The organism is Frankia umida (assembly GCF_023242945.1).
Classification (GTDB): domain Bacteria; phylum Actinomycetota; class Actinomycetes; order Frankiales; family Frankiaceae; genus Frankia; species Frankia umida.
Genome location: NZ_JALKFT010000034.1, coordinates 1 through 24,729 on the forward strand (window position 1 = coordinate 1; position 24,729 = coordinate 24,729).

A 24,729-nucleotide genomic window follows, 5' to 3' on the forward strand; every position below is an offset into this window, starting at 1 on the left:
CCACCCCGAACGACCCCCACAACCCCGCCAACGCCACCATCACCGCCCACAACACCGGCTGCACCACCTCCACCCGCCCCAGACCCGGCGCACCTTCCACCCCGTGCAGCACCTCCATCAACGACCAGTCCACAAACGGCTCCAACGCCGCCGCACACTCCACCAACCGCTCCCGGAAAACCGGAAAAGAAGCCGACAGTTCCACCGCCATCCCCACCCACTGCGACCCCTGACCCGGAAACACAAACACCGGCTTCGCCCCGGCAACCGCCACCCCCGACACCACGCCCGCCGCCGACTCCTCTCGCGACAACGCCCCCAACCCCGCCAGCAAACCCGCCCGGTCGTTCGCCACCACCACCGCCCGATGCGCAAACACCGACCTGCCGGTCACCAACGAAAAACCCACATCCCCCAGACCCAGCTCAGGCCGCCCCGACACAAACGCCGACAACCGACCCGCCTGCGCCGAAAGACCCGCCGCATCCCGCCCCGACACCACCCACGGGAAAACCCCGGTACCACCGGTGTCATCGGCCGTGGAATCCGCGGCGGCGACACCGGTGGTGGAGACAGTGCCGGAATCCTGGTTCTCCTCGAGAATCACGTGGACGTTGGTGCCGCTCATGCCGAAGGACGACACGCCCGCTCGCCGGGGCCGCTGCCCGGCCGGCCAGGGCACCGTCTCCGACAGCAGGCGGACGGTGCCGGCCGACCAGTCGACGTGCGGGGTCGGCTCGTCGAGGTGCAGGGTCCTCGGCACCGTCCCGTGCCGCATCGCCATCACGGTCCTGATCACACCGGCGAGCCCGGAAAGCCCGGCGGTGTGCCCGATGTTCGACTTGACCGACCCCACCCACAACGGCCGGTCCGCGTCCCGACCCTGCCCGTAGGTGGCCAGCAACGCCTGCGCCTCGATCGGATCACCCAACGTCGTGCCCGTACCGTGCGCCTCCACCACATCGACCTCACCCGCACCAAGCCGGGCATCGGCCAACGCCCGCACGATCACCCGCTGCTGCGACGGACCGTTCGGCGCCGTCAACCCGTTACTCGCCCCGTCCGAGTTGACCGCCGACCCCCGCACCACCGCCCACACCGGATGACCGAGGCGGCGCGCGTCCGAGAGCCGCTCCACCAGCAGGACACCCACGCCCTCCGCCCATCCGGTGCCGTCCGCGGCGGCCGCGAACGGCTTGCACCGCCCGTCCGGCGCCAGCCCCCGCTGCCGGCTGAACTCGACGAAGGCCTGCGGCGTGGACATCACGGTCGCCCCGCCGACGACAGCCAGCGAACACTCCCCCGACCGCAGCGCCCGCACCGCCAGATGCAACGCCACCAACGACGACGAACACGCCGTGTCCACCGTCACCGCCGGCCCCTCCAGACCGAAGGTGTAGGCAAGACGACCGGAGGCCACGCTGCCGGCCGTACCGGTGAGCAGATGGCCTTCCAGCCCGGCCTCGGCCACCCCGACGCGGGTGCCGTAGTCCTGGCCGGCCAGCCCGACGAAGGTGCCGGTCTGGCTGCCCCGCACCGTGGCCGGGTCGATCCCGGCCCGCTCGAACACCTCCCAGGTGCTCTCGAGCAGCAGCCGCTGCTGTGGGTCCATCGCCAGCGCCTCCCGCGGCGAGATCCCGAAGAAGTCGGCGTCGAACTGGTGCGCGTCGTGGAGAAACCCACCCGTGCGCACGTAGGACTTCCCCGGTGCCCGCGGATCGGGGTCGTAGAGGCCCTCGACATCCCAGCCCCGGTCGACGGGAAAGCCGGAGATCGCGTCCGTGCCCGCGGCCACCAGATCCCACAGCTGCTCCGGTGAGGTGACGTCGCCCGGCAGACGGCAGCTCATCGCCACGATCGCGATCGGCTCGCCGGCACCCCCCGCGGCACCGGCATCGGTACCTGCTGCCATCAGCTGTAGCCGCACCTGCTCCTCGGCGAGGGCCGTGCCGCCCAGGGCCAGCGCGAGCACGTGAGCGGCGAGTTCCTGGGGGGTCGGGACGTCGAAGACGACAGTCGTGGGCAGCGGCAGGCCGGTCCGGGCACACAGGCGGTTGCGCAGGTCGACCGCGGTCAGGGAGTCGAAGCCCAGGTCACGGAAGGCCCGGGCCGGATCGATCGCCGCCGCGGAGACATGGCCCAGCACCAGGGCTGTCTCGGCCCGCACGAGGTCCAGGACCGCCGCAGGACGGTCGGACGCGGCCAACGCGGTGAGCTCCTGGGAGATCGACGGCTGGGCCGCGGGCGCCGACCGGCCGGCGGGGTCGCCGGCCGGCTGGCCGACCGGATCCGGGCGGCCGGTGAAGTGGTCGTCGCGCTGGCCAGCCAGCACGCGGCGCACCTCGGGCAGGTCCTCGATCAGTGGACCGGGCCGCATCGCGGTGAAGGCGGGCGCGAACCGGTCCCACCGCACGTCGGCGACGGCGACGCTGGCCGGCACCCCGCTCAGCACGTCCGCCAGTGCCGTGATCGCGGCGTCCGGGGGCATCTGCGGCAGACCTCGACGGCGCAGGTCGTCGGCGCGGGAGGCACCGGCCGCCGCCAGCATCCCCCCGCCGGCCCAGGGGCCCCAGGCCACGGAACTCGCCCGCCCGCCGCGGTCCCGCCGCCGCTGCGCGAGGGCGTCCAGGAACGCGTTCGCGGCCGCGTAGGCGCCCTGGCCACCGCTGCCCCACACGCCGGCGACCGACGAGAAGGAGACGTTGACCTCGAGGGCGTCATGATCGAGCAACGCGTCGAGATGAGTCGCGCCAGCGATCTTCGCGGCGGTCACCTCGGCCAGTTCGGCCGGGCTCAGCTCGGCCAGCGCCGTGGTGCGCTCGACCCCCGCGGCATGCACCACGGCGTTCGGGCTGTCCCCCTGCGCCGCCAGTGTCTCCAGAAGGTTGGCCACGGCGGCGCGGTCTGCGACATCGCAGGCGGCGACCGTGACACAGGCGCCGAGCGCGGCGAGCTCCGCCACCAGCTCGGCCGTGCCGGGCGTCGCCGATCCCCGCCGACCGGTCAGGACGAGATGCTCCGCCCCCGCCCCGGCAAGCCAGCGGGCGGTATGCGCGCCCAGAGCGCCCAGGCCGCCGGTGACGAGGACCGTGCCGTGGGGCGTCCACGCCGGCCGACCCGCACCGGGCTCCCGGCCGGCCTCGGGGACGGACGAGAGGCGGCGGCCGAACACCCCGGTCGGCCGGATGGCCAGCTGGTCCTCGGCCCCGAACCCGCCCGCGAGCACCGTCGCCAGCATCCGGTGGATCTCCGCCTCGGATCCGGGATCGACGTCGGACCCGGCGCCGGCATCGGGCCCGGCGAGGTCGATCAGTCCGCCCCAGCGGCGCGGATACTCCAACGCCGCGACTCGGCCCAGACCCCACACGGCCGCCGCGTCGGGGTTGGTCAGCTTCTCGTCCGCGCCAACGCTGACGGCGCCGCGGGTCACCAACCACAACGGGGCGGGGGAATCGTCGCCCTGGCCGGGGCCGGGGCCGGCATCGGCCAGGGCCCGCAGCAGACCCAGCGCCGCACGCAGGGCCTCGAGGGCCGCCCCGCCGACCACCCGGTCGGCAGCAGCCTCGGCCGGGAGGTCGGTTGCCAGTAGTGCGAGAACTCCGTCGACGCGGCGTCCGGGCGGCAGCGCCGCACGCAGCCCCTGCGTCCAGCCCGAAGGGTCATCGCCCAGAGCGGCCGGATCCCAGGTGAGTTCGATGACCTGCACGCCCGCGGCGGCGAGCATCCGCGCGCTCTCCCGGCGAGGGCCGTCGTCCGCCTGGTGGGGTGCGGTCACCAGCAGCCAGGTGCCGGCGGGCGAGGCGGGCTGGGCGGCACCGAGTGGTTTCCACTCGACCTGGTAACGCCACGACCGCGACCGGCCGGCGGCCGGTTCCGGGGGCGCCAGCCAGTAACGCCGGCGGGTGAAGGCATAGGTCGGGAGCTCGACGGGACGACTTCCGGCGGTCGGCAGGACCGCCGACCAGTCCACTGGGAACCCGTGCACGTGCAGACTGGCCAGCGCGGTCAGGCAGGTCCGGGGCTCGGACCGCCCCGGCCGCAGGGTCGCAACGACGACGGGTTGCCCGTGTCCCTCGGCGGGGGTGCTCGCGGCAGGGATGGCCCCGGCGGGCACGGCCTCGTCGAGGCAGCGCCGCGTCATCGCGGTCAGCGCACCGCCCGGACCGACCTCGACGTAGGCCCGCGTCCCGGCCTCGTCCAACCAGCGGACACCGTCGGCGAAACGCACCGCACCGCGGGCGTGGCGCACCCAGTAGTCGGGCGAGGTGATCTGTTCGACGGTGTGCGGCCGGCCGGTGAGGTCGGACAGCACGGGAATACGCGGCGGCGCATAGGTGAGCTGCTCGGCGACCCGGCGGAACTCCGCCAGCATCGGATCCATGTGCGGGGAGTGGAACGCATGGCTGACCCGCAGGCGGGTGGTGCGCCGTCCCCGGGCACGCCAACGGGCGGCGAGTTCGTCGACGGTCGCGGCGTCGCCGGAGATCACGCAGGCTGCCGGGCCGTTGACGGCTGCCAGGTCCACCCGGTCCGCCAGGCCGACCAGCGTCGCCAGTACCTCGCCCTCGTCCGCCTCGATGGCGACCATCGCGCCGCCGGGTGCGAGCGCCTGCATCAGCCGGCCCCGCGCGGCGACCAGCGCGCACGCGTCGGGCAGCGACAGGACGCCGGCGAGGTGGGCGGCCGCGAGCTCCCCCACCGAGTGGCCCAGCAGATGGTCGGGGACGACACCCCACGACTCGAACAGCCGGACCATCGCGACCTCGACGGCGAACAGCGCCGGCTGGGTGAAGCCGGTCTGGTCCAAGGCCGCCGCGGCGGGCGTCCCGGGGTCGGCGAACAGGACCTCACGCAGGGGGCGTGGCAGGTGCCGGTCGAACTGTGCGCACACCTCGTCGAGGGCGGCGGCGAAGACCGGGCTGGTCGCGCGCAGCTGCGCGCCGGCGCCGAGGCGCTGGCTGCCCTGGCCCGGCAGGAGGAAGGCGACCGGGCCGGCGGGCCCCGCGGTCCCGCGCACGGCATGCGGAGTCGGTTCGCCACGGGCGATCGCGGCAAGCGCGTCGAGGGCCTCCTCGCGGTCCTCGGCCAGGACGACCGCCCGGTTCCCGAGGGTGGCCCGGGTCGTCACCAGGGCGTGTCCCAGTTCGGCCAGGCCCAGCTCCGGCCGCCGTCCGAGGTGATCGTGCAACCGGCCGGCCTGCGCCGCCAGCGCCTCGGTGCCCCGGCCCGACACGACCAGCGGGAACGGACCGGTCGGGCCGGCACCGTCCCGGGTATCCGTGGCCCCGGGGACGTCCACGGCGGCCGGAACGCCGGGATCCGCCATGCTGTCCAGAGCCGCCATGCTGTCCAGAGCCGCCGGGACGTCCGGAACCACCGGCGGGTCCGCGGGATCCGGATCGGGTGGGGCCTGCTCGAGCAGGAGATGGGCGTTCGTCCCGCTGACGCCGAACGCCGAGACGCCGGCCCGTCGTGGATGTTCCGTGACCGGCCACGGTGTGGGTTCGGTCAGCACCCGCACGGCGCCGGCCGACCAGTCGACCTTGCCCGACGGAGCGTTCACGTGCAGCGTGCGGGGCAGCAGGCCGGCCCGCATCGCCAGCACCATCTTGATCACACCGCCGACGCCGGCGGCGGCCTGGGTGTGGCCGATGTTCGACTTCAACGACCCGATGAGCAGAGGGCGGTCGGCCGGCCGGTCCTGCCCGTAGGTCGCCAGCAGCGCCTGGGCCTCGATCGGGTCGCCCAGGACGGTTCCGGTGCCATGGGCCTCGACCGCGTCGACCTCGTCCGGTCCGAGGCCGGCCCCGGCCAGCGCCCGGCGGATCACCCGTTGCTGGGACGGGCCGTTCGGTGCGGTCAGGCCGTTGCTGGCACCGTCGGAGTTGACCGCACTGCCGCGGATGACGGCCAGGACCCGGTGGCCGAGACGGCGGGCGTCGCGGAGTCGTTCCAGGACCAGCACGCCGACGCCCTCGCCCCAGCCGGTGCCGTCGGCGGTGTCGGAGAACGCCTTGCACCGGCCGTCGGGGGCGAGACCGCGCTGCCGGCTGAACTCGACGAACAGCCCGGCCGTCGACATGATCGTCACGCCGCCGGCCAGGGCGGTTCCACATTCACCGGCGCGCAGTGCCTGGCACGCCAGGTGGATCGCCACCAGGGACGCCGAGCAGGCGGTGTCGACGGTGACCGCCGGACCCTCCAGGCCCAGGACGTAGGCGAGGCGCCCCGACACGACACTGGCCGCCCGTCCGGTCAGCAGGAAGCCCTCGGCCTCGGGCGGGGTCGTCGGCAGGTTCGAGGCGTAGTCCTGACCGTTCGTACCGACGAAGACCCCGGTGTCGGCGCCGCGCAGGCTCTGCGGATTCACCCCGGCGGTCTCGATCGCCTCCCAGGACGTCTCCAGCAGCAGCCGCTGCTGGGGGTCCATCGCGAGGGCCTCCCGCGGCGAGATACCGAACAGTTCGGCGTCGAACGCGTCGGCGTCGTCGAGGAAGCCACCCGAGCGGACGTAGGAACGTCCGGGCCGGTCCGGGTCCGGGTCGTACAGTCCGTCGAGGTCCCAGCCCCGATCGGCGGGAAAGTCGGTGACGGCGTCCCGGTCGTCGACCAGCAGTTGCCACAGGTCGGCCGGTGTGCGCACCCCGCCGGGGAACCGGCAGGCCATCCCGACGATCGCCACCGGCTCCCGCCCGGCGGCCTGCGCATCAGCCAGTCGCCGCCGGGCGAGGTGCAGGTCGGCGGTCGTGCGCCGTAGGTAGTCGCGAAGCCGGTCCTCGGTGTTCACGCGAGCGCGCCCGATCGCGGCGACATTCCATGGTGCGACACGCGTACTCCTGTGATCGCCGGGGCTGGGGTCAGCACGTCAGGGGGTTTCGAGCTCGGAGTCGAGCAGGTCGAACAGTTCGTCGTCCGAAGCGGGCGTGCCGTCCGCTTCGGACGCGGGTGCGACGGCCGAGGTGGACAGAGCGGCCAGCAGCCCCCGGAGCCGGCGACCGATCTCCGCCTGGTCCGCGGCGGACTCGGGACCGAACGCGGACACGGCGGACAGGGCCGGCGCGAGCCGGTCGAGTTCCGCACGGACGCGGGCCACCGCCGCGGTGACCGACGTCCCGTCGACCGGGGTCGGGAATCCGTCCGCGAGGTCCTGCCCGCACAGCGCACCGAGCTGGCGGGCGAGTGCGGTCGGGGTCGGATGGTCGAAGACGGCCGTCGTCGCCAGCCGGGTCCCGGCCGCCGCGTTCAGCCGGTTGCGCAGCTCGACGGCGGTGAGCGAGTCGAATCCCAGGTCCCGAAATGCCGTGTCGGCGCCGATCGCCGCGGCCGAGGCATGGCCGAGTACCGCGGCCGCGTGCGTGCCGACGACGGTCAGCAGGGTCCGCAACCGCGCGGCCTCCGGCTGCTCCGCCAGCGTCCGGCGCAACGCGAGCGGCGCGTTTTGTTCCGTCGACGTCCCCAGGCCGGACGAGGTCCGTCGCGGCGTCCGTCGTAGCGCCGGTATCTCGTCGAGCAGCCGGGTCGGGCGCCCGCCGGCCAGCGCGGCGGCCAGCCGATCCCAGTCGACGTCGAGGACCACCGACGTGACGAGATCATGATCGAGCGTCTCCTGCAGGGCCTTCGTGGCCAGTTCCGGATGCATGTCGATCAGACCGTGGCGACGCAGCCGCGCACCGGCCGCCCCCTCGACCATGCCGCCGTCGGCCCACAGTCCCCACGCCACCGCGGTCGCGGGCAGGCCCCGCGCCCGGCGATGTTCGGCCAGTGCTTCCAGGTAGGCGTTGCCCGGGGCGTAGTTGGCCACCCCGGGCAGCCCGAAGGTCGCTGTCACCGACGAGAAGAGCACGAACGCGTCCAGTTCCAGCTCACGGGTCAGTTCGTGCAGATTCCAGGCCCCGCCGACCTTGACCCGCGACACCCCGGCCATCCGTCGCGCCGTCAGCCGGTCCACCACCGTGTCGTCGAGGACGGCCGCGGCGTGGACGACCGCGCGCAACGGCAGCTCCGCCGGGATGCCCGCCAGCAGGTCGGCGACCGCGTCACGATCGCCGACGTCGCAGCTGACCAGCGATACGTCGGCGCCGAGATCGCGCACCTGCGCGGCCAGGTCGGCCGCGCCGGGTGCATCGGCGCCGCGCCGGCTGGCCAGGACGAGATGCTCGGCGCCGGCGCCGGCAAGCCACCGCGCGATCCGCGCTCCCACGCCGCCCGTCCCGCCAGTGACCAGCACTGTGCCCCGTGGTCGCCAGGACCTCCCCGCCGCTCCGGGCAGCGGGGCGGGGGCGATCCGCCGGACGAGCCCCCCGCACGAGCGGATCGCCAGCTGGTTCTCGCCGTCCGGATCGCGCAGCAGGGCGACGAGCAGGTCGAGGTCCGCCGGCTCGCCGTCCGCGGGCAGGTCGACGATCCCGCCCCACAGGTCGGGGTACTCCAGGCTCGTGACCTGCGCGAGGCCCCACACCAGCGCCTGGGTCGGGCGCGGTACCGTGTCGCCCGCGACGGCGCGCACGGCGCCCCGGGTCGCACACCACAGCGGCCCGTGATCGGCTGACCCGCCGGCCCCGACGTCGCTGAGCGCCTGGAGCAGGGTCACGGTCGCCGCATGGCCGCGGGCGAGCTCGCAATGATCGGGATGCGGGTCGGTGTCCAGGGCCAGCAGGGACAGTACGCCGCTGCGGGAGCCGTCCGGGGCAGTCGACGACAGCAGGCGGGTCAGCGCGGCGCGATCGACCGTGGCCGCATCGACGGGCAGCACCGCCGACCGCACACCGGCCCGGGACAACGCGTCTGCGCACGCGTCGGCCAGAACGGCCGCGTCGCCGGCTGGTGTGACGATCAGCCAGGACTCGGGACCGGCGCCCGAGGTCGACGCCAGTCGGGCCGGCACCGATTCGGCCGGCAGCGGTCGGGGCGGAATCGGTCGCCAGACGACGCGGTGGCGCCAGCCGTCCCCGGCGGCCTCAGGGCGCCTGGCCGCCGGGGGCTCTAGCCAGAACCGCTCGCGTTGGAACGCGACGGTCGGCAGGTCGACCGGGCGCGGCCGGTCACCGCGGGGGTCCGCGAAGGCGGCGGTGAAGTCGACGGCCACGCCGCGCGTGAACAGCTCGGCGGCCCCGGCCACCAGTCGTTCCCGACCACCGTGGTCGCGGCGCAGCGAACCGACGACAACGACCGACCGGTCCGCCTGCGCCGCGGTGGCCTCCACCGCGGCCGTCAGGACGGGGTGCGGGCTGATCTCCACGAACGCCCGGTGCCCGTCGGTGAGCAGCGCCTCGGTGGCCTGCTGGAACTCCACCGTTCCACGAAGGTTGCGGTACCAGTAGCCCGCGTCGAGCGTGGCGGTGTCCAGCTCCGACCCGGTGAGGCTGGAGTAGAACGGGAGGGTGGCCGGGCGTGGGGTGACGTCGGCCAGCTCCCGCTGGAGACGCTCGCGTAGGGTCTCCACCTGCGCCGTGTGCGATGCGTAGTCGACCGGAATCCGCCGTGCCCGAATGCCGTCGGCCTCGCACCGCGCCAGCAGCTCGTCGAGCGCCTGCGGATCACCGGCCGCGACGAGTGATCCCGGCCCGTTGACGGCGGCGACCTCGAGGCGACCCGGCCAGGACCGCAGGGCCGCCTCGAGAGCGTCGCGGGGCAGCGACACCGAGACCATGCCGCCCCGGCCGGCCGCCATGGCGCGCAGCGCCCGGGCGCGGACGCAGACGACCTTCGCCGCGTCCGGCAGGGAGAGCGCGCCGGCCACGCAGGCCGCCGCGATCTCGCCCTGGGAGTGCCCGACCACCGCTGCGGGCTCGACCCCGTGGGCCCGCCACCACGCCGTGAGCCCCACCATCACCGCGAACAGGACCGGTTGGACCACGTCGACGCGGTGCAGGTTCGGTGCCCCCGGCTCGCCGCGCACCACGTCGAGCACGGACCAGCCGGTGTGCACAGTGATCGCGTCCGCGCACTCCCGCAGGCAGGCCGCGAAATCCGGCTCGTCTGCCAGCAGATCGCGGACCATGCCGTCCCACTGGGAGCCCTGGCCGGGGTAGACGAAGGCGACGTCGCCCTCGATGTCCGCGACGCCCCGGATCAGGTTCGCCGCCGGCTGGCCGGTCTCGAGCGCGCGCAGCCCGCGGTGGAATCCGTCGACATCGGCGGCGGTGACGACGGCGCGATGGCTCAGCGCCGCCCGGGTGGTGGCCAGCGCATGGCCGGTGTCGCGCGGCCGGGCCAGGGCCGGCCCCGGCGTCGCGCCCGGCGTCGCGCCGGCCGCGCCCGCCTCGACCTGGATGCGCAGACGCCGCGCCTGTGCCGCCAGCGCCGCCTCGCCACGGCCGGACACCAGCCATGGGACCACCTGCGCGGCGGGATCGGGCCCGGCGGAGTCGGCCGGGTCGGGCGTCGCGGTGGTCCTCGCCGAGCCGGTGGCGGTGTCAGCCGCGGGGGCGGGCGCCTGTTCGAGGATGGCGTGGGCGTTGGTCCCGCTGATCCCGAAGGAGGAGACGCCGGCCCGCCGCGGACGGTCCGCCGCGGGCCACCCGGTGTTCGCGGTCAGCAGCCGGACCGCACCCGAGGACCAGTCGACGTGCGGGGTCGGCGACGTGACGTGCAACGTCTTCGGCAGCCGGCCGTGACGCATCGCCAGGATCATTTTGATGACGCCCACCACGCCCGAGGCCGCCTGCGCATGGCCGACGTTGGACTTCACCGAGCCCAGCCACAGCGGACGGTCGGCCGGCCGGTCCCGGCCGTAGGCGGCGAGCAGGGCGGTGGCCTCGATCGGATCGCCCAGCGGCGTGCCGGTGCCGTGAGCCTCGACGACGTCGACGTCGTCGGGGGTCAGACCCGCCGCGGCCAGCGCGCGCCGGACGACCCGCTGCTGGGACCGTCCGTTGGGTGCGGTCAGACCGTTGCTCGCCCCGTCCGAGTTGACCGCGCTGCCGCGGATCAGCGCGAGGATCGGATGCCCGGCCTGCCGCGCTGTCGACAGCCGGGCCAGGACCAGGACACCCACGCCTTCGGCCAGCCCGAACCCGGCGGCGTCGGCGGAGAAGGCCCGGCACCGGCCGTCGGCGGACAGTGCGTTCTTGCGGCTGAACTCGATGAACGAGCCCGGATGCGGCATCACGGTGACACCCCCCGCCAGCGCCAGCGAGCACTCCCGACGGCGCAGCGCCTGCGCGGCGAGGTGGATGGCCACCAGCGAGGACGAACAGGCCGTGTCCACTGACACCGCCGGTCCTTCGAGGCCGAGCACGTAGGCCACCCGCCCGGAGGCGACGCTCGCGGTGGTGCCGGTCAGGACGAAGCCCTCGAGTTCGGCGGGGGCCGCGTCCAGCCTTGGGCCGTATCCCTGCTCGGTCACCCCGGCGAACACCCCGGTGTCGGTACCGCGCAGACTCGTCGGGTCGATCCTGGCCCGTTCCAGGGCCTCCCAGGAGGTCTCGAGCAGCAGGCGCTGCTGCGGATCCATCGCCAGCGCCTCACGCGGGCTGATGCCGAAGAAGGCGGCGTCGAACGTGGCCGCACCGGTCAGAAAGCCGGCCTCACGCTGCCGGTTGGGGCCGTGGTGGGCCGGCTGGGCCGCGGTGAGCTGGTCGAGGTCCCAGCCACGGTCACCCGGCAGCCCCCCGACCACTTCTCCGCCGTCGTCGAGCAACCGCCACAGCGCGTCCGGGTCGTCGATGCCCCCGGGCAGTCGACAGCTCATCGCGAGGATCGCGATCGGCTCGTCGGGACCCGCACCCGCGTCGCCCGTACCATCGACTGCGCTGTCCGCATCGCCCACGCCGTTCGGGGTGGGCGTCGGCGTCCCCACCGTGGCGTGCTCCCACGATTCCCCCTCGCCGCTGCCGTCGAGTTCGGCCAGCAGGTGACCGGCCAACGCGCGAGGTGTCGGGTGATCGAAGACGAGGGTCGGCGCCAGCCGCAGCCCGGTCAGCTCGCCGAGCCGGCTGCGCAGCTCCAGCGCGGGCACCGAGTCGAGACCGATCTCCCGCAGCGCCGCCCCGGGCGGCACCGACTCGGCCGAGGGACGCCCCAGCAGGGACGCCGTCTCGCCACGCACTGCCGCGAGCAGGATCCGTTGGCGTTGCGCCGAGGACCGGCCGGCCAGCCGCCGCACCAGCTCGGGCCCCTCGGCGCCGGCCGACCCGTCACCAACCACCGCCGTGCCAGACACCACGTCACCGGGTACCGCGTCGGCGATCAGGGCCGGATCGCCGTGGCCGACCGGCCGGCCCACGTCCTCGAGGAGACGACCGCCGCTGCCGGAGAAGGCCACCGTCCAGTCGACCGCCACGCCCCGGACCCAGGCCTCGGCAAGTGAGAGCAGGAACCGGCGAGGGCCGTCCTGATCGCGGCGTAGGGAGGCGAGAACCGCCGTCGGACCGACAGGAGCATCCGGGGCATCGACGATGTCCCGCAGGCTCCCGGTGAGCACGGGATGCGGACTGATCTCGATGAAGGCGGCACCGGCGGCCGTGGCATGGGCGACATGGGCGGCCCGGGCCGCCCGGGCGAACTGGACCGGCTCCCGCAGAGATCGATACCAGTAGTCACCGGTCAGGCCGCTTCCGTCGAGGACGTCCCCGGCCAGGCCGGAGTAGAACGGCAACCGCCCCGATCGGGGTGCGACCGGCACCAGGTCGCGCAGCAGACGGTCCCGGACCCGCTCGATCTGGCTCGAATGCGCGGCCAGGCCGACCGCGATCCGGCGCGCCCACACCCCCCGCGCCGTGTAATCCGCGACGACCCGCCGGACGGAGTCCGCGTCACCGGAGATCACCACGGATGCCGGACCGTTGACCGCGGCGATGCCCACCCGGTCCCCCTCGGCGGCAAGATCGCGCTCGATCTCGGCTACGGGCAGCGACACCAGGGCCATCTCGCCCTGGCCGGCGAGGGTCTGCTGCGCCTGGCTCAGACGGGCCGCGACACGCGCACTGTCAGCGAGGGAGAGGGCACCGGTCAGCCAGGCGGCCACCGGCTCACCGATGCTGTGACCGATGGCGGCCACCGGCTCGACCCCGAACTCGCGCCACAGCCCGGCGAGCGCCACCATCACGGCGAACAACGCCGGTTGGACCACATCCACGCGTTCCAACGTCGGCGCCCCCGCACCGGCGCTGGAACCCAGGATGTCGACGACCGAGCGATCGGTGAAGGGCGCCAGCGCCTCGTCCGCCGCCCGGACCGCGGCGCCGAAGGGACTCCACATCGCCATGAGATCCGTTGCCATTCCCGGCCACTGGGAGCCCTGTCCGGGAAAGACGAACACCGGGCGCATCGCCGCACCGGCCGGGCCGTGCACAACGCCCGGGGCGGTCTCGCCGCGGGCCAGGGCCTCCAGACTCCGCACGAAGTCGCCGCGGGTCACGCCGACCACGACACCACGGTAGGGCGACGGAGTCACCCGCGATGCCAGCGAGAATCCAATGTCCAGCGGACGATCCCCGGCAGCGGAGCGATATCGCGCACACAGCTCGGCCGCCCGCGTTCGCAGATCCGTTGGGCCAGCAGCCCCCAGAACCCACGGGATGACTCGACGTGCATCATCCACGCGAGAATCCCACAATTCTATCGACCCCGTCATCAGCGTCCACTCAATGGAGTATTGGATCGGCCGGGCGACCGCACCGTTCACCGGCGGCACATCATCGCGACTCTTATCCTGATTGACCCTCGATCGCGGCGACAACCCCTACGGCCTGTACCGGCCGCAGCATCAACCGGCACTGTGAGACGAGAAACAGGGGGCCGTAGGGGTACAGCATCGCGACCGAACACGAAAGGGTCGTCGGCCCTCCTCGGGAATCGCAAGCTCCTTCGAGCTTCCCCGCTTCCCGCGCGACCGACGGCGCCCTCACCACCCAACAGGTTCTCCCCGGCTCCCCCACGGGGCTCGGCGCGAGGCGACTGCCGGTCGGTGACCACCGGACGCGGCCAGCAGCCTCACGAGCCGGGCGCTTCGCGATCCCTGCACATCTGCGGACAGTTGGGGGGATATCCCCCAGCTACCTCACCGCGTGCACATAGTCTGCAGAGGGAGACGCACAGCCATCAACTCTCGCCTATCATGCAGAATCGCTACAGAACGCATCCTTCTTCTTGCCCTTAGCATCCCTTGTTGATCTGATGTCGAAAGTTCGCGAACCCCACGGGACAGCGACCGACGCCCATCCATCGAGAGACACCTGACCCATCGACCTCGCCGGCATCGATCGGCGCGCCCCGCTCCTTCCACCGACGATCACCGCCTCCGCCCATGGGCAGCGGGCAGGCATCCCGCCGCGCCGTCGCCGCCTCGTCGACCCAGCCGCCCGCAGGGCCCGTCCACCACATCCGCAAGGAGACCGCCGACCATGATCTTCGTCGCGCGCGAGACCGAAATAGCGGTTTTTGAAAGCTTGATCGCCGAATGTGCGAGCGATCCTCCCAACGGTCAGATCGCCCTTGTCACCGGCCCGACCGGAATCGGGAAAAGCGCACTCCTGAGTATCTTCGCCGAGCGAGCCGTGGCGGCAGGAATTCGCCCGCTACGCGCGATCGGGTGCGCCGAGAGAAATTCGCTTCCGTTCCGGCTGACCCGACAGCTCTTCAGCGAGTTCGCGGGCGATTCGCGCTATCACCACCTGGTGACCAGGGCGATCGACAACTATGTGAAGCTCGCCCTGGACCACTCGGGCGAGGACGAGCTGACGGCGGCCTACTCCCGGGTTCTGGGTGGTATCGAGGTGTTTCTGCGTGACCTCGGCACTCGGGGTCCGGCTCTCGTCCTGGTGGACGACGCAGGCAGGGCCGACCCCGCATCCCAACGCTGCCTCATCGATATCATGCAGCGAATTACTTTCCTCCGCGCCCTGATCGTGTTGACGGAGCCCACCGGCGAAGCCGCTTGGGGCAATCCGGCGGCAAGCAGGGTCTTCCTGCAGCCGCAGGTCACCCGCATCCGGCTGTCGCCGCTGTCCCCCGAGGACGTCGGCCTGATCATGGAACGGCGAACCGGTACCGGGGGGACGATCCAGTTGGCGCGGGCGGTGCACCTGGCCACAGGCGGAAATCCCCTCCTGGTACGGGCACTGATCGAGGACCATCAGGCGGCGATCGGCCAGCGGGCCGCCATGTCCGCGACGGAGCCGGTGGCCGGGCTGGCCTTCGAGCGGGCGGTGCTGTCCTGCCTCGAACGCGCCGGGCCAGCGGTCCTCGACGTCGCCCAGGCGGTGGCGGTGCTGGACGATTCCGGCCAACCCGACCGGATCTCCCGGCTGCTCGGCAGCCCGGCGGACGCCGTCGACCGAGGGCTTCGCGTGCTGGAACAGGCCGGGCTGATCGAGAACCTGTGTCTGCGCCATCCGGCGGCCCGTCAGGCGGTCGTGGCTGACATCCACGCCGACCGGCGTGTGGAGCTGCACCGCCGGGCCGCGGCACTGCTGCACCACGACGGCGCCCGCGCTGTCGACATCGCCCGGCACCTGGTCGCCGCGCGGCACACCGAGGACATCTGGGTCCTCCCGGTGCTGCGGGTTGCGGCGGCCGAGGCCGACGCGGATGATCAGTTGACCCACGCGGTCGAGTTTCTCCAGCACGCCGCCCGGGCGTGCTCCGCCGAGTCGGAACGCAGCGCGGTCCTGCTGGACGCGGCGAAGGTCGATTGGCAGCTCAGCCCGTCCACGACGTTTCGCTACCTGCCATGTCTGAGCACCGCGGCGCGCAAGGGCCATCTGGTGGGCCGCCGGGCGGTCGACTTCGTGGCGGCGTTGGCCTGGCACGGCCGGTTGACCGAGGCATCAGCGGCACTCGTCCACGTCAGCGAGGCGAGCGCTCGACACGGCGGGCAGGCCGCCACCGACCTCGACGTCGGGCGGCTCCTGTTGTTCTGCACCTACCCGGGACTCATGGACCAGGTCCACCAGGTCTCCATCACGTCGGCGGCACAGCCGCTGAACCCGGCCACGACAGATCCGGTGGAACGTGCCGCGCTCGCACTAGCAGCCGTGGTCACCGGCCGGGGGCATGCGCTGGCCAGCACCGAAGCGGAACATCTGCTCCAGAACGTGCCACCGACCGACACCGGCGTTGAGGCCGTCATGTCGGCCGCACTCGTTCTGATCTACACAGACCACCTCGCCGCCGCCACCACCGGCACCGACACCCTCAGCACGCACCCCGCGATCTCCCGTTCGAACACCTGGCGAGCCGTGGTCTCCGGGCTACGGGCCGAGATCGCACTGAGACGGGGTGACCTGCCCGACGCGGAAAGACACGCCCGCACGGCACTGACGGACGTGACTCCACATGGCTGGGGGGTCGGTCTCGGCGCACCGCTGGCGAGCCTGCTGCTTGCCATGGTCTGCATGGGCCGCCTGACCGAGGCCGCGCGATGGCTGACGACCCCGGTTCCGGAAGCAATGTTCCAGACCCGGTTCGGCTTGCACTACCTACACGCCCGAGGGCACTTCTACCTCGCGACCGGTCGACTGCACGCGGCCCTCGCCGACTTCAGCACCTGCGGCGATCTGATGGTTCGCTGGGGGATGGACGTGTCCGGTCTGGTGGCCTGGCGGACCGACGCCGCCGAGGCATACCTGCGGATGGGCCAGCTGGACCGCAGCCGACGCCTTGCCGAGGAACAACTCGCCCGCGAGGGATTCACCAGCTCGAGGACATCGGGAAACGCGTTTCGGCTGCTGGCAGCCGCCAGCGAACCCGGCGAGCGACTGCCTCTGCTGCGACGATCGGTCGAGGTCCTGCGCCAGGTCGGCGCCCGACTGGACCTCGCCCGCGCGATGGCCGACCTGAGCATGGCCTACCACGGCAGCGGCAACACAGCCCAGGCCCGCTCCGTCTCGCGAGGCGCCCGACTACTGGCGAACCAAAGCCGGGCCGAGGCGATTCTCGAGCCCCCCAGGCAACGCGGCAGCCGCAGACGTGAGGAATCATACGGGGCTACGCGGCAGCACCCGTCAGCTGCGGTCGGCACACTGACCGACGCCGAACGGCGGGTCGCCGCCCTGGCCGCCATGGGACACACCAACGGAGAGATCGCGGACCGCCTGTACATCACGACCAGCACCGTCGAACAGCATCTGACCAGGGTGTATCGGAAACTGAACGTGCGGTCCCGGGCAGATCTGCCCGGTGTACTCGGCCCGGTGTCGCCACGTCCGCGCACCGCCTTATCTGCCAAAATGAGATGAGTCAGGGACCCACCCCGACGGAGCGCGTCATGCGGCGCTCCGCGAGGGAGGCAGATCGCATGCAGATCGTCAACGTGTCGGAGAAAGCCGGTTGACGACGGGTGCCCTCAGGTGCCTCTGTGCCACGTGCATTGGTTGCACTTCCGCCGTTCGTGGCGGACGTCGAACTGGCCATCAATGTGGATGGCCTGATACGACGGAAGGTCCGGACCAGCGAGATGACCCACGAGATCCCGCGCCGATCGGGTGATGGTCGGCGGTCATGCCGCTACCGGGAACACCCGCGGATACGGGCCCGCTGGCCGCCGGCCACCCGGTGAGGATCACCGTTGAAGGCACTGGTGTGCCGGGCTGTCCGGTGACCGAAGTCTGATGGTCGGGCGGTCAGCATCGATATCGATGACACCCTCATCGACTACTCCGTATCGATCCCACAGAGCCTGCGCGGGCTGTTCGGTGCCGATGCCGATCCCGATGTCTGGCTGGCGTGGATGGATACCCTGCACCCGCTCTACCTGGACGGCACACTCAGCCATGAGGCTTACCTGCGCACCCGCATGGCCGCGATGCTGACCACACTCGGTCACCCGGTCCCGAACGACGCCGAACTCGACCGGCTGGAACAGCAACGCACCACGCTCGCCGAAACCGGGCTACAGCTGTACCCGGACGTACTGCCATGCCTGGGGACCCTTCGCTCCGAAGGCATGCTCCTGGCCCTGCTCTCCAACACCGACGGCCGATTTCAACGGCGAAGACTGCAGGTGCTGGGCCTGGCCGTTCTGTTCGACGTCATCGCACTGTCCGGAGAGATCGGCGTCGCGAAACCAGACCTGGCCGCCTTCGAACACGTAAACACGGCACTCGGACTGACCACCGGCGACGTCGTCCACGTCGGCGACAACCCGGCCACCGACGCCCAGGGCGCACTCGCCGCGGGCAACCCGATGGCACTGCTGATCGACCGCACCGGCCACCGCGCGGTACCAGCCGGCGTGACCCGCATCGCGGACCTACGCGAGGTGCCCGACCTCCTGCGGGGAATCTGAAGAAGCAACGCGACAACGACGGCGATCAGCACGGCCACCGCGCGCAGAACGAACGGCCCCGCCCCCTCGCCGGCAGGAAACGTGGAAACCACGTCGTTCACCGCCCGACCCCCGTCTGACCTGCGAGAATGAGCTCACCGGACAGGGTGACCGGTGATGGGGTAATGGTTCGAGCCCCCTCGGACACAACCTTTTGAGATCAACATGGTCTCTGGCCTGGACATATAGGGCGTTGGGTCCAACTCCCCCGCCGAGATGAACTATTACCCCGCATGCCCTCCACCTGCACCTTTGTGAACTACGGGCAGGCGTGCTGCTCCCCTGGCGGCGTCGGCGCCGGGCCGAGTGCGCCCTTCGGCCAGCCAGAGATCCCAGAACCCGTGAGCACCGCCCGGGAGCTGCCTAGCCTCGGGCTTTCACCGGGGTGACCGTCTGTTGGGGTGCCGGGAATAGGAAAGTGCTCCTGAGCTGGGAGGATTGGGCTTGCTGAGGGCCTGAATCCAACCGAACCAAGGAGCACCTTCGCGGTGAAGACTACCGCTCTGTATCCGTCTGTCCGCGTGGACGCCGCCGGGCGTGGGATCGTGTCGCACGCGGGCGGGCTGATGCTGACCGAGACGGTCCGGGCCAGCGGACTTGGGCAGGCGCTGTCGGTGGCGTTGGGGTCCACGGGCGGTATCGCCGCCGGTTGGTCGCTGCGGCGATCGCGGGTGCTCACGTCGAGATCGATCTGCCGATCCGGCGGTTCCGTTGCCTGGCAGCCGGCTGCCCACGGGTGACGTTCGCGGAGCAGGTCGTGGGCCTGACGAGTCCGCATGCCCGGCTCACCCCGCTCGCGAGTCGGATGATCGAGGCGATCGGGTTGGCGTTGACGGGCAGAGCTGGAGCACGTCTCGCCGGCAGGATGGGGCTTCCCGCGGGTCGGAACGCGCTGCTATGCCGGATCCGGGCGTGCCCGACCCGCAGATCGGGGTGGTGACGGTTCTTGGGGTGGATGACTTCGCGCTGCGACGGGGGTCGGTCTACGGAACGGTCCTGATCGAGCTCGACAGCCATCGGCCGGTGAGGAGCATGTCGGCGCTGTTGGTCCAGCACATGCGGCGGCCAGCCGGAGTTGGAGGTCGGTGCCGGTGGCGAGCGCGCAGTGGCCGCGGCGGATGTTGTGACCAGATGTGTCCGACGCTGATCACAACAGACCGCGGCGGCGTAGCCGTGGAAGTACGGCGACGCCACTCAGCGGAATCCGATGACGCTCGACGCGCGATGACGAAAACGCCGATCCGCGGAGTGCAAGCCGTTCGACCCGTATACGGTTCGTTCGTTCCCGTCTGACCGGCAATATAATTACCGGTCACCCGATGTCAAAGTAGCGTTTCAGGGCCTTACCACGTACCTTCTCTTCTTGAGATTCCACCGGCAGAAGAGGGTACCCGAGGTGATCGTCTCCGAGCCAGGAACCGTCGGGACCGCCACCGGCACCGACGCCGGCAACATCAACGGGCAGGCCATCGCCATCACCGTATTCAGCACGGTGAAATGGTGGGGAAAGCTTTGGCTTCCTGTTCTTTTCACCACCTTTCGACTGATTCCGCCGCTGACCCGCGACCTGCGGAAGCTGTCGTTCATCCATTTCGCCAGGTGGACGCTGGTCCGCGATCTTCCCGCGAACGGCGACGCCGCACCGCGGACCCGGCTCCGCTACCCGCACCTGTTCTTCGAGAGCAACTTCAACGACGGGTGGGAGGAGTACATCGATGCCTTCTCCTACGTGCTGACGCGCGGCATGAGCCTCTTCTGGGCCAGTTCGTACGGATTCCCCGGAGCACTCCCGACCGGCCCGTTCAAGGATTACATCCATCGCAACGAGTTCGAAGCCGCCCACTACTACTCGGCCTATCCGGAGGCGACGGCGACGATGGTGCGGAAGGCCCTGGCGTTGGCACCCAGGGTCGCCGACTTCGCCGAGCGTGCCGCCCGGCTGTCGTCGGCGGAGTTCGAGGCCGCGTGGTCGGCGTTCCTCACCGACGCCCAGGACCTGCTGTGAGGGCGCGGCGGGCGCAGGCGAGCCCGGTCACCGTCCTCACGCCGATCGTGCCGGGCGAGCGGGACGCGCTCGAGAGCTACCTGACGGGGCTGGGTAACGCGCCCGGCGGGAGCCCGCTGGCGCGGGTGCCGGGTACGCACTTCGCCCGCTGGGTGATCGTTCCCGACCTCGTGACAGATCCGAAGCAGCCCGCTCCCGACCCGCTCGGCTCTTCTCACCTGTTGTTCACCAGCAACGTCGACGGGTCCGCGGACGCCTACCTCGCCGCCGTCGCGGACACGCTGACCGCCGAGGCACCCGAGATCTGGGGGCGGTGCGTCGGCTGCCCGCAGCCAGCCACCGGTGCGGGGCTCGCGCGCTACCTGCGGCACAACGCGATCGGCACCGGACTGTTCTTCGCCGCCTACCCGCGCGCGACCGTGCAGGAGGTGAAGGCGGCGCTGCCCGTGCACGACCGGTTCGTCCGCCTGCTCGTCGACACCCAGCTCGCCGGCCCGGCGGCGATCCGCGCGGCCTTCCTGAAGGAGTTCCGGCCGTGACGGTCGCCACCCCCCGGACCCGACGGACGCGGCCGGTGCCCGATCTCGCCGACATCCAGGGCGGGATCCTGCGCGCGTACGGAAACGACTATTCGCGCACGACCTACCTCTTCGTGAACGTGGCCGAGATGCGCACCGGGCGGCGGTGGCTCGGCCATCTCGTGGACGACGTCACCAGCGCCCGGTCGTGGACCGAGGGCAAGCCCGCGACCACGCTGAATGTCGCCCTCACCTACGACGGGCTGCGCGCCCTCGGCCTTTCCCCCGAGCTGCTCGCGACGTTCTCGGACGAGTTCCGCGCCGGGATGGCGGCGCGCGCGGCCCAGCTCGGCGACGTTGGCACGTCCGCGCCCGAGCACTGGGACACCCCCGCCAGAGCGCATGTGATCCTCGTCGTCAACGCGCTGAGCGAGGATGACCTGACCGGCCGGCTCGCCGACCTGCGCGCCGATCTCGGCCGGTACAATGGCCTTTCCCTGGTGCACCAGGAACACGCGAGTCTGCTGCCCGGCATGCGCGAGCATTTCGGTTTCGCCGACGGCTTCGCCCAACCCGCGGTGGAGGGCGTCACCGACGAGAAAGCACCCGGCGGCGGCGTGCGGGACAAGGACGGCTGGCGCGGCCTCGCCCTCGGCGAGTTCGTTCTCGGATATCCGGACGAGTCCGGCCGGGACCGCAACGGCCAGGATCTCCCGCGGGCCCCCGCCGGCCCGCTCGGGCGCAACAGCACCTACGGCGTGTGGCGCAAACTGGAACAGGACGTTGCGCTCTTCCGGGAGACGCTGCGCACGTTCGCGGCGGCCTTTCCCGGCGGCGACGAGGAGAAGCTCGCCGCCAAGATCGTCGGACGATGGCGCAACGGCACGCCGATCGTGCGCTCCCCCGACAGCCCGGCGGTCGGCTTCCGCGGGGACGAGCCGGGTGCCAACGACTTCCTTTACCACGACGTGGACGCGGACGGCCGGCGCTGCCCGCTCGGCGCTCACATCCGCCGCTGCAACCCGCGGGACTCGATCGGGTTCGGTGAGCTGCTGAGCTTCCGGCACCGGATGCTGCGGCGCGGGGTGCCGTACGGGCCGCCCCTCCCGCCCGAGGCGACCGGGCCGGACGGCCACAAGCGTGGCCTGATCTTCGTCTGCTACGTCGCGAGCATCTCCCGGCAGTTCGAGAGTGTGCAGGTGCAGTGGCTGGAGGACGGGAACGTCTTCGGGCTCGGCCGCGACAAGGACTTCCTGCTCCGCGGACCGGCGGACGGCAGCGGGAAGATGACCGTGCCGGGCGAGCCGCCGTTCTTCCTCGGCCCGCAGCCGACGTTCGTGACGACCCGCGGCGGCCAGTACCTCTTCGTGCCCGGCATCACGGGGCTCGGCGCCGTAGCGGCCGGGACGGCGGGCTGACATGGGCGCCGTCCCCCTCGCCCCCGCGGGCTCAGCGACGTGCTCGTGGACCGATCCGGCTGGATGTTCGTCCTGCTGCGGCGGTTCCGCCCGATCCTGTCCGTCGGACCGATCACGGTCGTCACCAGGTCCGACGACGTGCGCGCGGTGCTCGGCGACCACGAGCACTTCACGGTCGCGCTCTACACGCCGAAGATGGCCGAGATCACCGGCCCGTTCATCGGATCACCCCCACGGGCGTGGGGAGGACGCGAATGGCATCAGCACGGGGGACGCTGGCGTTGGTCGGTCGAGTGATGCCGTCGGACGCGCGGACCAGGACAGCGCCCGCGACCGCACTACCGCCGCGGGCCGCTCGAACCCGTCGCGGGCGGAGGTCAGTCGGCCGTGGGCGCTGGCGTGCAGGCGATGACGGCGTGGCGCAGTTCGTAACTCCCCAGGCCGTCGAACCAGGTCAGGTCCGGCGCACGCTCCAGGCGGATGCCGGGCACGGCGAACAACCCGTCCAGAAAGATCCGTGACTCGGCCATCGCGACCTGCGCGCCGGGGCAGCGGTGGCTGCCGTCGCCGAAGCTCAGGAACGAGCCGACCTGCTTCTGCTTCGTCCCCCGGTCCGGGTCGAGCGCGTGCGGGCAGGCACCGACCGCCGCCGGGTCGACGTTGGCCGCGCGGATGTTGATGGCGAGCACGTCGCCCGCGGCCGCGACGGCGCCGGTGAACGCGACGTCACGCTCGGCCCTGCGGTGCAGCATCGCCGCGACGGGCTCCAGGCGCAGGATCTCCTCCAGGATCGCGGTCTGGTCGGCCGCGTCTGCCGCGACGAAACGGGCCCGCAGCGCGTCGTCCTCGAACAGGTGCCAGGCCGCCATCACGATGAACTCACGCGTCGTGACCATGCCGGCTACCGCGTAGGTCATGCACTCCACCAGGATCGCCCGGTCCGGGTAGCTCTCGTCGATCAGGTGCGAGATAACGTCGTCGCGCCGCTCGGCCCGGCGCGCCCTGATCGCCGGACGGACGTCCCGCAGGTAGAACCGCCCCGCGTGGAGCGCGGACACGAGCCCGACACCGAACCGGACGGCCTTGTTCCTGGAACCGACCCGCGTGGCGAACAACGAGGCCTCGATTCGGCCCGCCATCGTGGCCTGGTCACTGCCGGTCAGCCCGATGATCTCCGCCGCGACAGCGACGGCGAGTTCGTAGCTGAGCTCGTCGAGACGAGCGGTACCGGTCGCGCGCAGCCGGCCGAGCAGCCGCTCGGTGGTGCGCTCCATGACCAGCCGGTGGTGGGTGTTGATGGCCTTGGGGGTGAAGTAGCGCGCGATCGCGGTCCGCGCCTTCTTGTGCCGCTCGCCGTCGAGGAAGAACACCGGGCAGAACCTGTCCTCCGGGGAGAACCGGTCACCGCTCACGCCAGCCTGCAGCATCTGGCCGCTGCGCAGGACCTCCCGGCCTAAGCCGAAACCACCGACCTCCCTCGCCCCGGGCTCAGGCCGGACGCGCCCGGCGGCGATCTTCGCCGACTTCCGGTCGTCGCGCGTCGGGTCCATCGCGTCCGCGGGAAGCTCCACTGTCGTCACGATCGTCTCCAGACACCGGTCACCCGGTACATAGCGGACAAGGTGCGTCGAGCGTAAGCCATCTCAAGCAAGATGTCTCGCACGAGATCGCCCCATACGAGACGGCCCGACGCCGGCGACCCACCCACGCGCCAGCGTGCGCACGACTAGATTCGTCCCTGCGCTCGCGCCGGCCGCCACCAACGGCCACGCTGACGAGCCACCGGCGACACGGACGGGAGACCAGATGGCGGGCTCGACCAACGCGCAGGACCCCGACTCCTCCCGCCGCGCCGCGCCCCGCCCGCCGCGCGCCCGCGTCTACGAGAACTCGCAACGGTCCCGGCAGGCCGCGGCCACCCGGGAGCGGATCCTCACCACGGCGACCCAGCTGGTGCATGACCTCCCGAACTGGGACTGGCGAAGCCTGACCGTCCGCGCGGTCGCCCGCCAGGCCGGCGTGAACGAGAGCACCGTCTACCGCCATTTCGCCACGGAACGGAATCTGCACGACGCCGTCCTGCGCCGGCTCGAGACCGAGGCCGGCGTCGAACTCGCGTCGATGCGCCTGGAGACAATCGGCCACACGATCAGCCAGACCTTCGCCTACCTCAGCAGGTTCCCCATCGAGGCCCGGCCCATCCACGACCCGACCTTCGCGGCACTCGACCAACGCCGTCGCGACGCACTGCGCGCGGCGGTCAACCAGGCGGCCGAGGACTGGCCCGACGACGAACGCGAAATGGCGACCGCCGCGCTGGACGCCTACTGGAGCGTGCCCACCTTCGAACGCATGGTCACGACCTGGAACCTCGACCCAACGGCCGCGGCGGACGCCGCCACCTGGGTGATAGGCCTCATCGAGACGGCCATCCGCGCCGGCCACCGGCCACCCCGCCACGCGAACGCTCCCGGAAGCGCCACGCCCCCGCCCGACTGACGTCGCCAGCCACCCGGGCGG

General features: G+C 72.0%; 10 protein-coding genes. 7 read left to right on the plus strand and 3 right to left on the minus strand.

Translation table 11 applies throughout. The annotated features are described in order from the left end of the window. Both MXD59_RS26690 and MXD59_RS22160 read right to left on the minus strand, forming a co-directional pair. Nucleotides 1-6,787, minus strand: a 6,787-nt coding sequence (locus tag MXD59_RS26690; RefSeq protein WP_308301760.1) for a type I polyketide synthase, incomplete at its 3' end; no start/stop codon positions are given. 78 nt (nt 6,788-6,865) lie between these two features. Next, complete coding sequence (locus tag MXD59_RS22160; RefSeq protein WP_248826541.1) at nt 6,866-13,369, minus strand: type I polyketide synthase; 6,504 nt, start codon at nt 13,367-13,369, stop codon at nt 6,866-6,868. A 976-nt stretch (nt 13,370-14,345) separates the two neighbouring features. Between MXD59_RS22160 and MXD59_RS22165 the strand changes: the two genes are divergently transcribed. The 6 genes from MXD59_RS22165 to MXD59_RS22190 all read left to right on the plus strand — a co-directional run bounded on the left by MXD59_RS22165 (nt 14,346) and on the right by MXD59_RS22190 (nt 22,506). Further along, nucleotides 14,346-17,180 carry a helix-turn-helix transcriptional regulator gene (locus MXD59_RS22165; protein ID WP_248826542.1) on the plus strand — a complete coding sequence of 945 codons (2,835 nt, stop codon included), beginning with the start codon at nt 14,346-14,348 and terminating at the stop codon, nt 17,178-17,180. A gap of 389 nt (nt 17,181-17,569) precedes the next feature. Beyond that, on the plus strand, nt 17,570-18,229 hold the full coding sequence (locus MXD59_RS22170; RefSeq protein ID WP_372512172.1) for an HAD family hydrolase: 660 nt from the start codon (nt 17,570-17,572) through the stop codon (nt 18,227-18,229). A gap of 1,435 nt (nt 18,230-19,664) precedes the next feature. Further along, nucleotides 19,665-20,273, plus strand: coding sequence for a hypothetical protein (locus MXD59_RS22175; protein WP_248826543.1), 609 nt, complete (start codon nt 19,665-19,667; stop codon nt 20,271-20,273). Continuing rightward, nucleotides 20,270-20,812: a hypothetical protein gene (locus MXD59_RS22180; protein ID WP_248826544.1), complete on the plus strand. Its 543-nt coding sequence runs from the start codon at nt 20,270-20,272 to the stop codon at nt 20,810-20,812. Before MXD59_RS22175 ends, MXD59_RS22180 begins: the two co-directional genes overlap by 4 nt. After that, a complete protein-coding gene (locus tag MXD59_RS22185) occupies nt 20,809-22,209 on the plus strand; it encodes a Dyp-type peroxidase (RefSeq protein ID WP_248826545.1) in 1,401 nt (466 codons plus the stop codon). The genes MXD59_RS22180 and MXD59_RS22185 overlap by 4 nt, the downstream gene beginning before the upstream one ends. Before the next feature lie 39 nt (nt 22,210-22,248). After that, the gene (locus MXD59_RS22190; protein WP_248812674.1) at nt 22,249-22,506 is read left to right on the plus strand and encodes a cytochrome P450; all 258 of its coding nucleotides are present in this window, start codon (nt 22,249-22,251) and stop codon (nt 22,504-22,506) included. Between the two features lie 80 nt (nt 22,507-22,586). Here the strand turns inward: MXD59_RS22190 and MXD59_RS22195 are convergent, their stop codons facing one another. Further along, nucleotides 22,587-23,789, minus strand: coding sequence for a cytochrome P450 (locus MXD59_RS22195; protein WP_248826546.1), 1,203 nt, complete (start codon nt 23,787-23,789; stop codon nt 22,587-22,589). Nucleotides 23,790-24,015: 226 nt separating this feature from the next. Between MXD59_RS22195 and MXD59_RS22200 the strand changes: the two genes are divergently transcribed. Beyond that, on the plus strand, nt 24,016-24,708 hold the full coding sequence (locus MXD59_RS22200) for a TetR/AcrR family transcriptional regulator (RefSeq protein ID WP_248826547.1): 693 nt from the start codon (nt 24,016-24,018) through the stop codon (nt 24,706-24,708). The last annotated feature ends 21 nt before the right edge of the window (nt 24,709-24,729 follow it).

Coding starts and splice junctions, on each gene's coding strand:
- MXD59_RS22200 (WP_248826547.1), top strand. CDS start 24,016: ATGGCGGGCTCGACCAACGCGCAGGACCCCGACTCCTCCCGCCGCGCC.
- MXD59_RS22165 (WP_248826542.1), top strand. CDS start 14,346: ATGATCTTCGTCGCGCGCGAGACCGAAATAGCGGTTTTTGAAAGCTTG.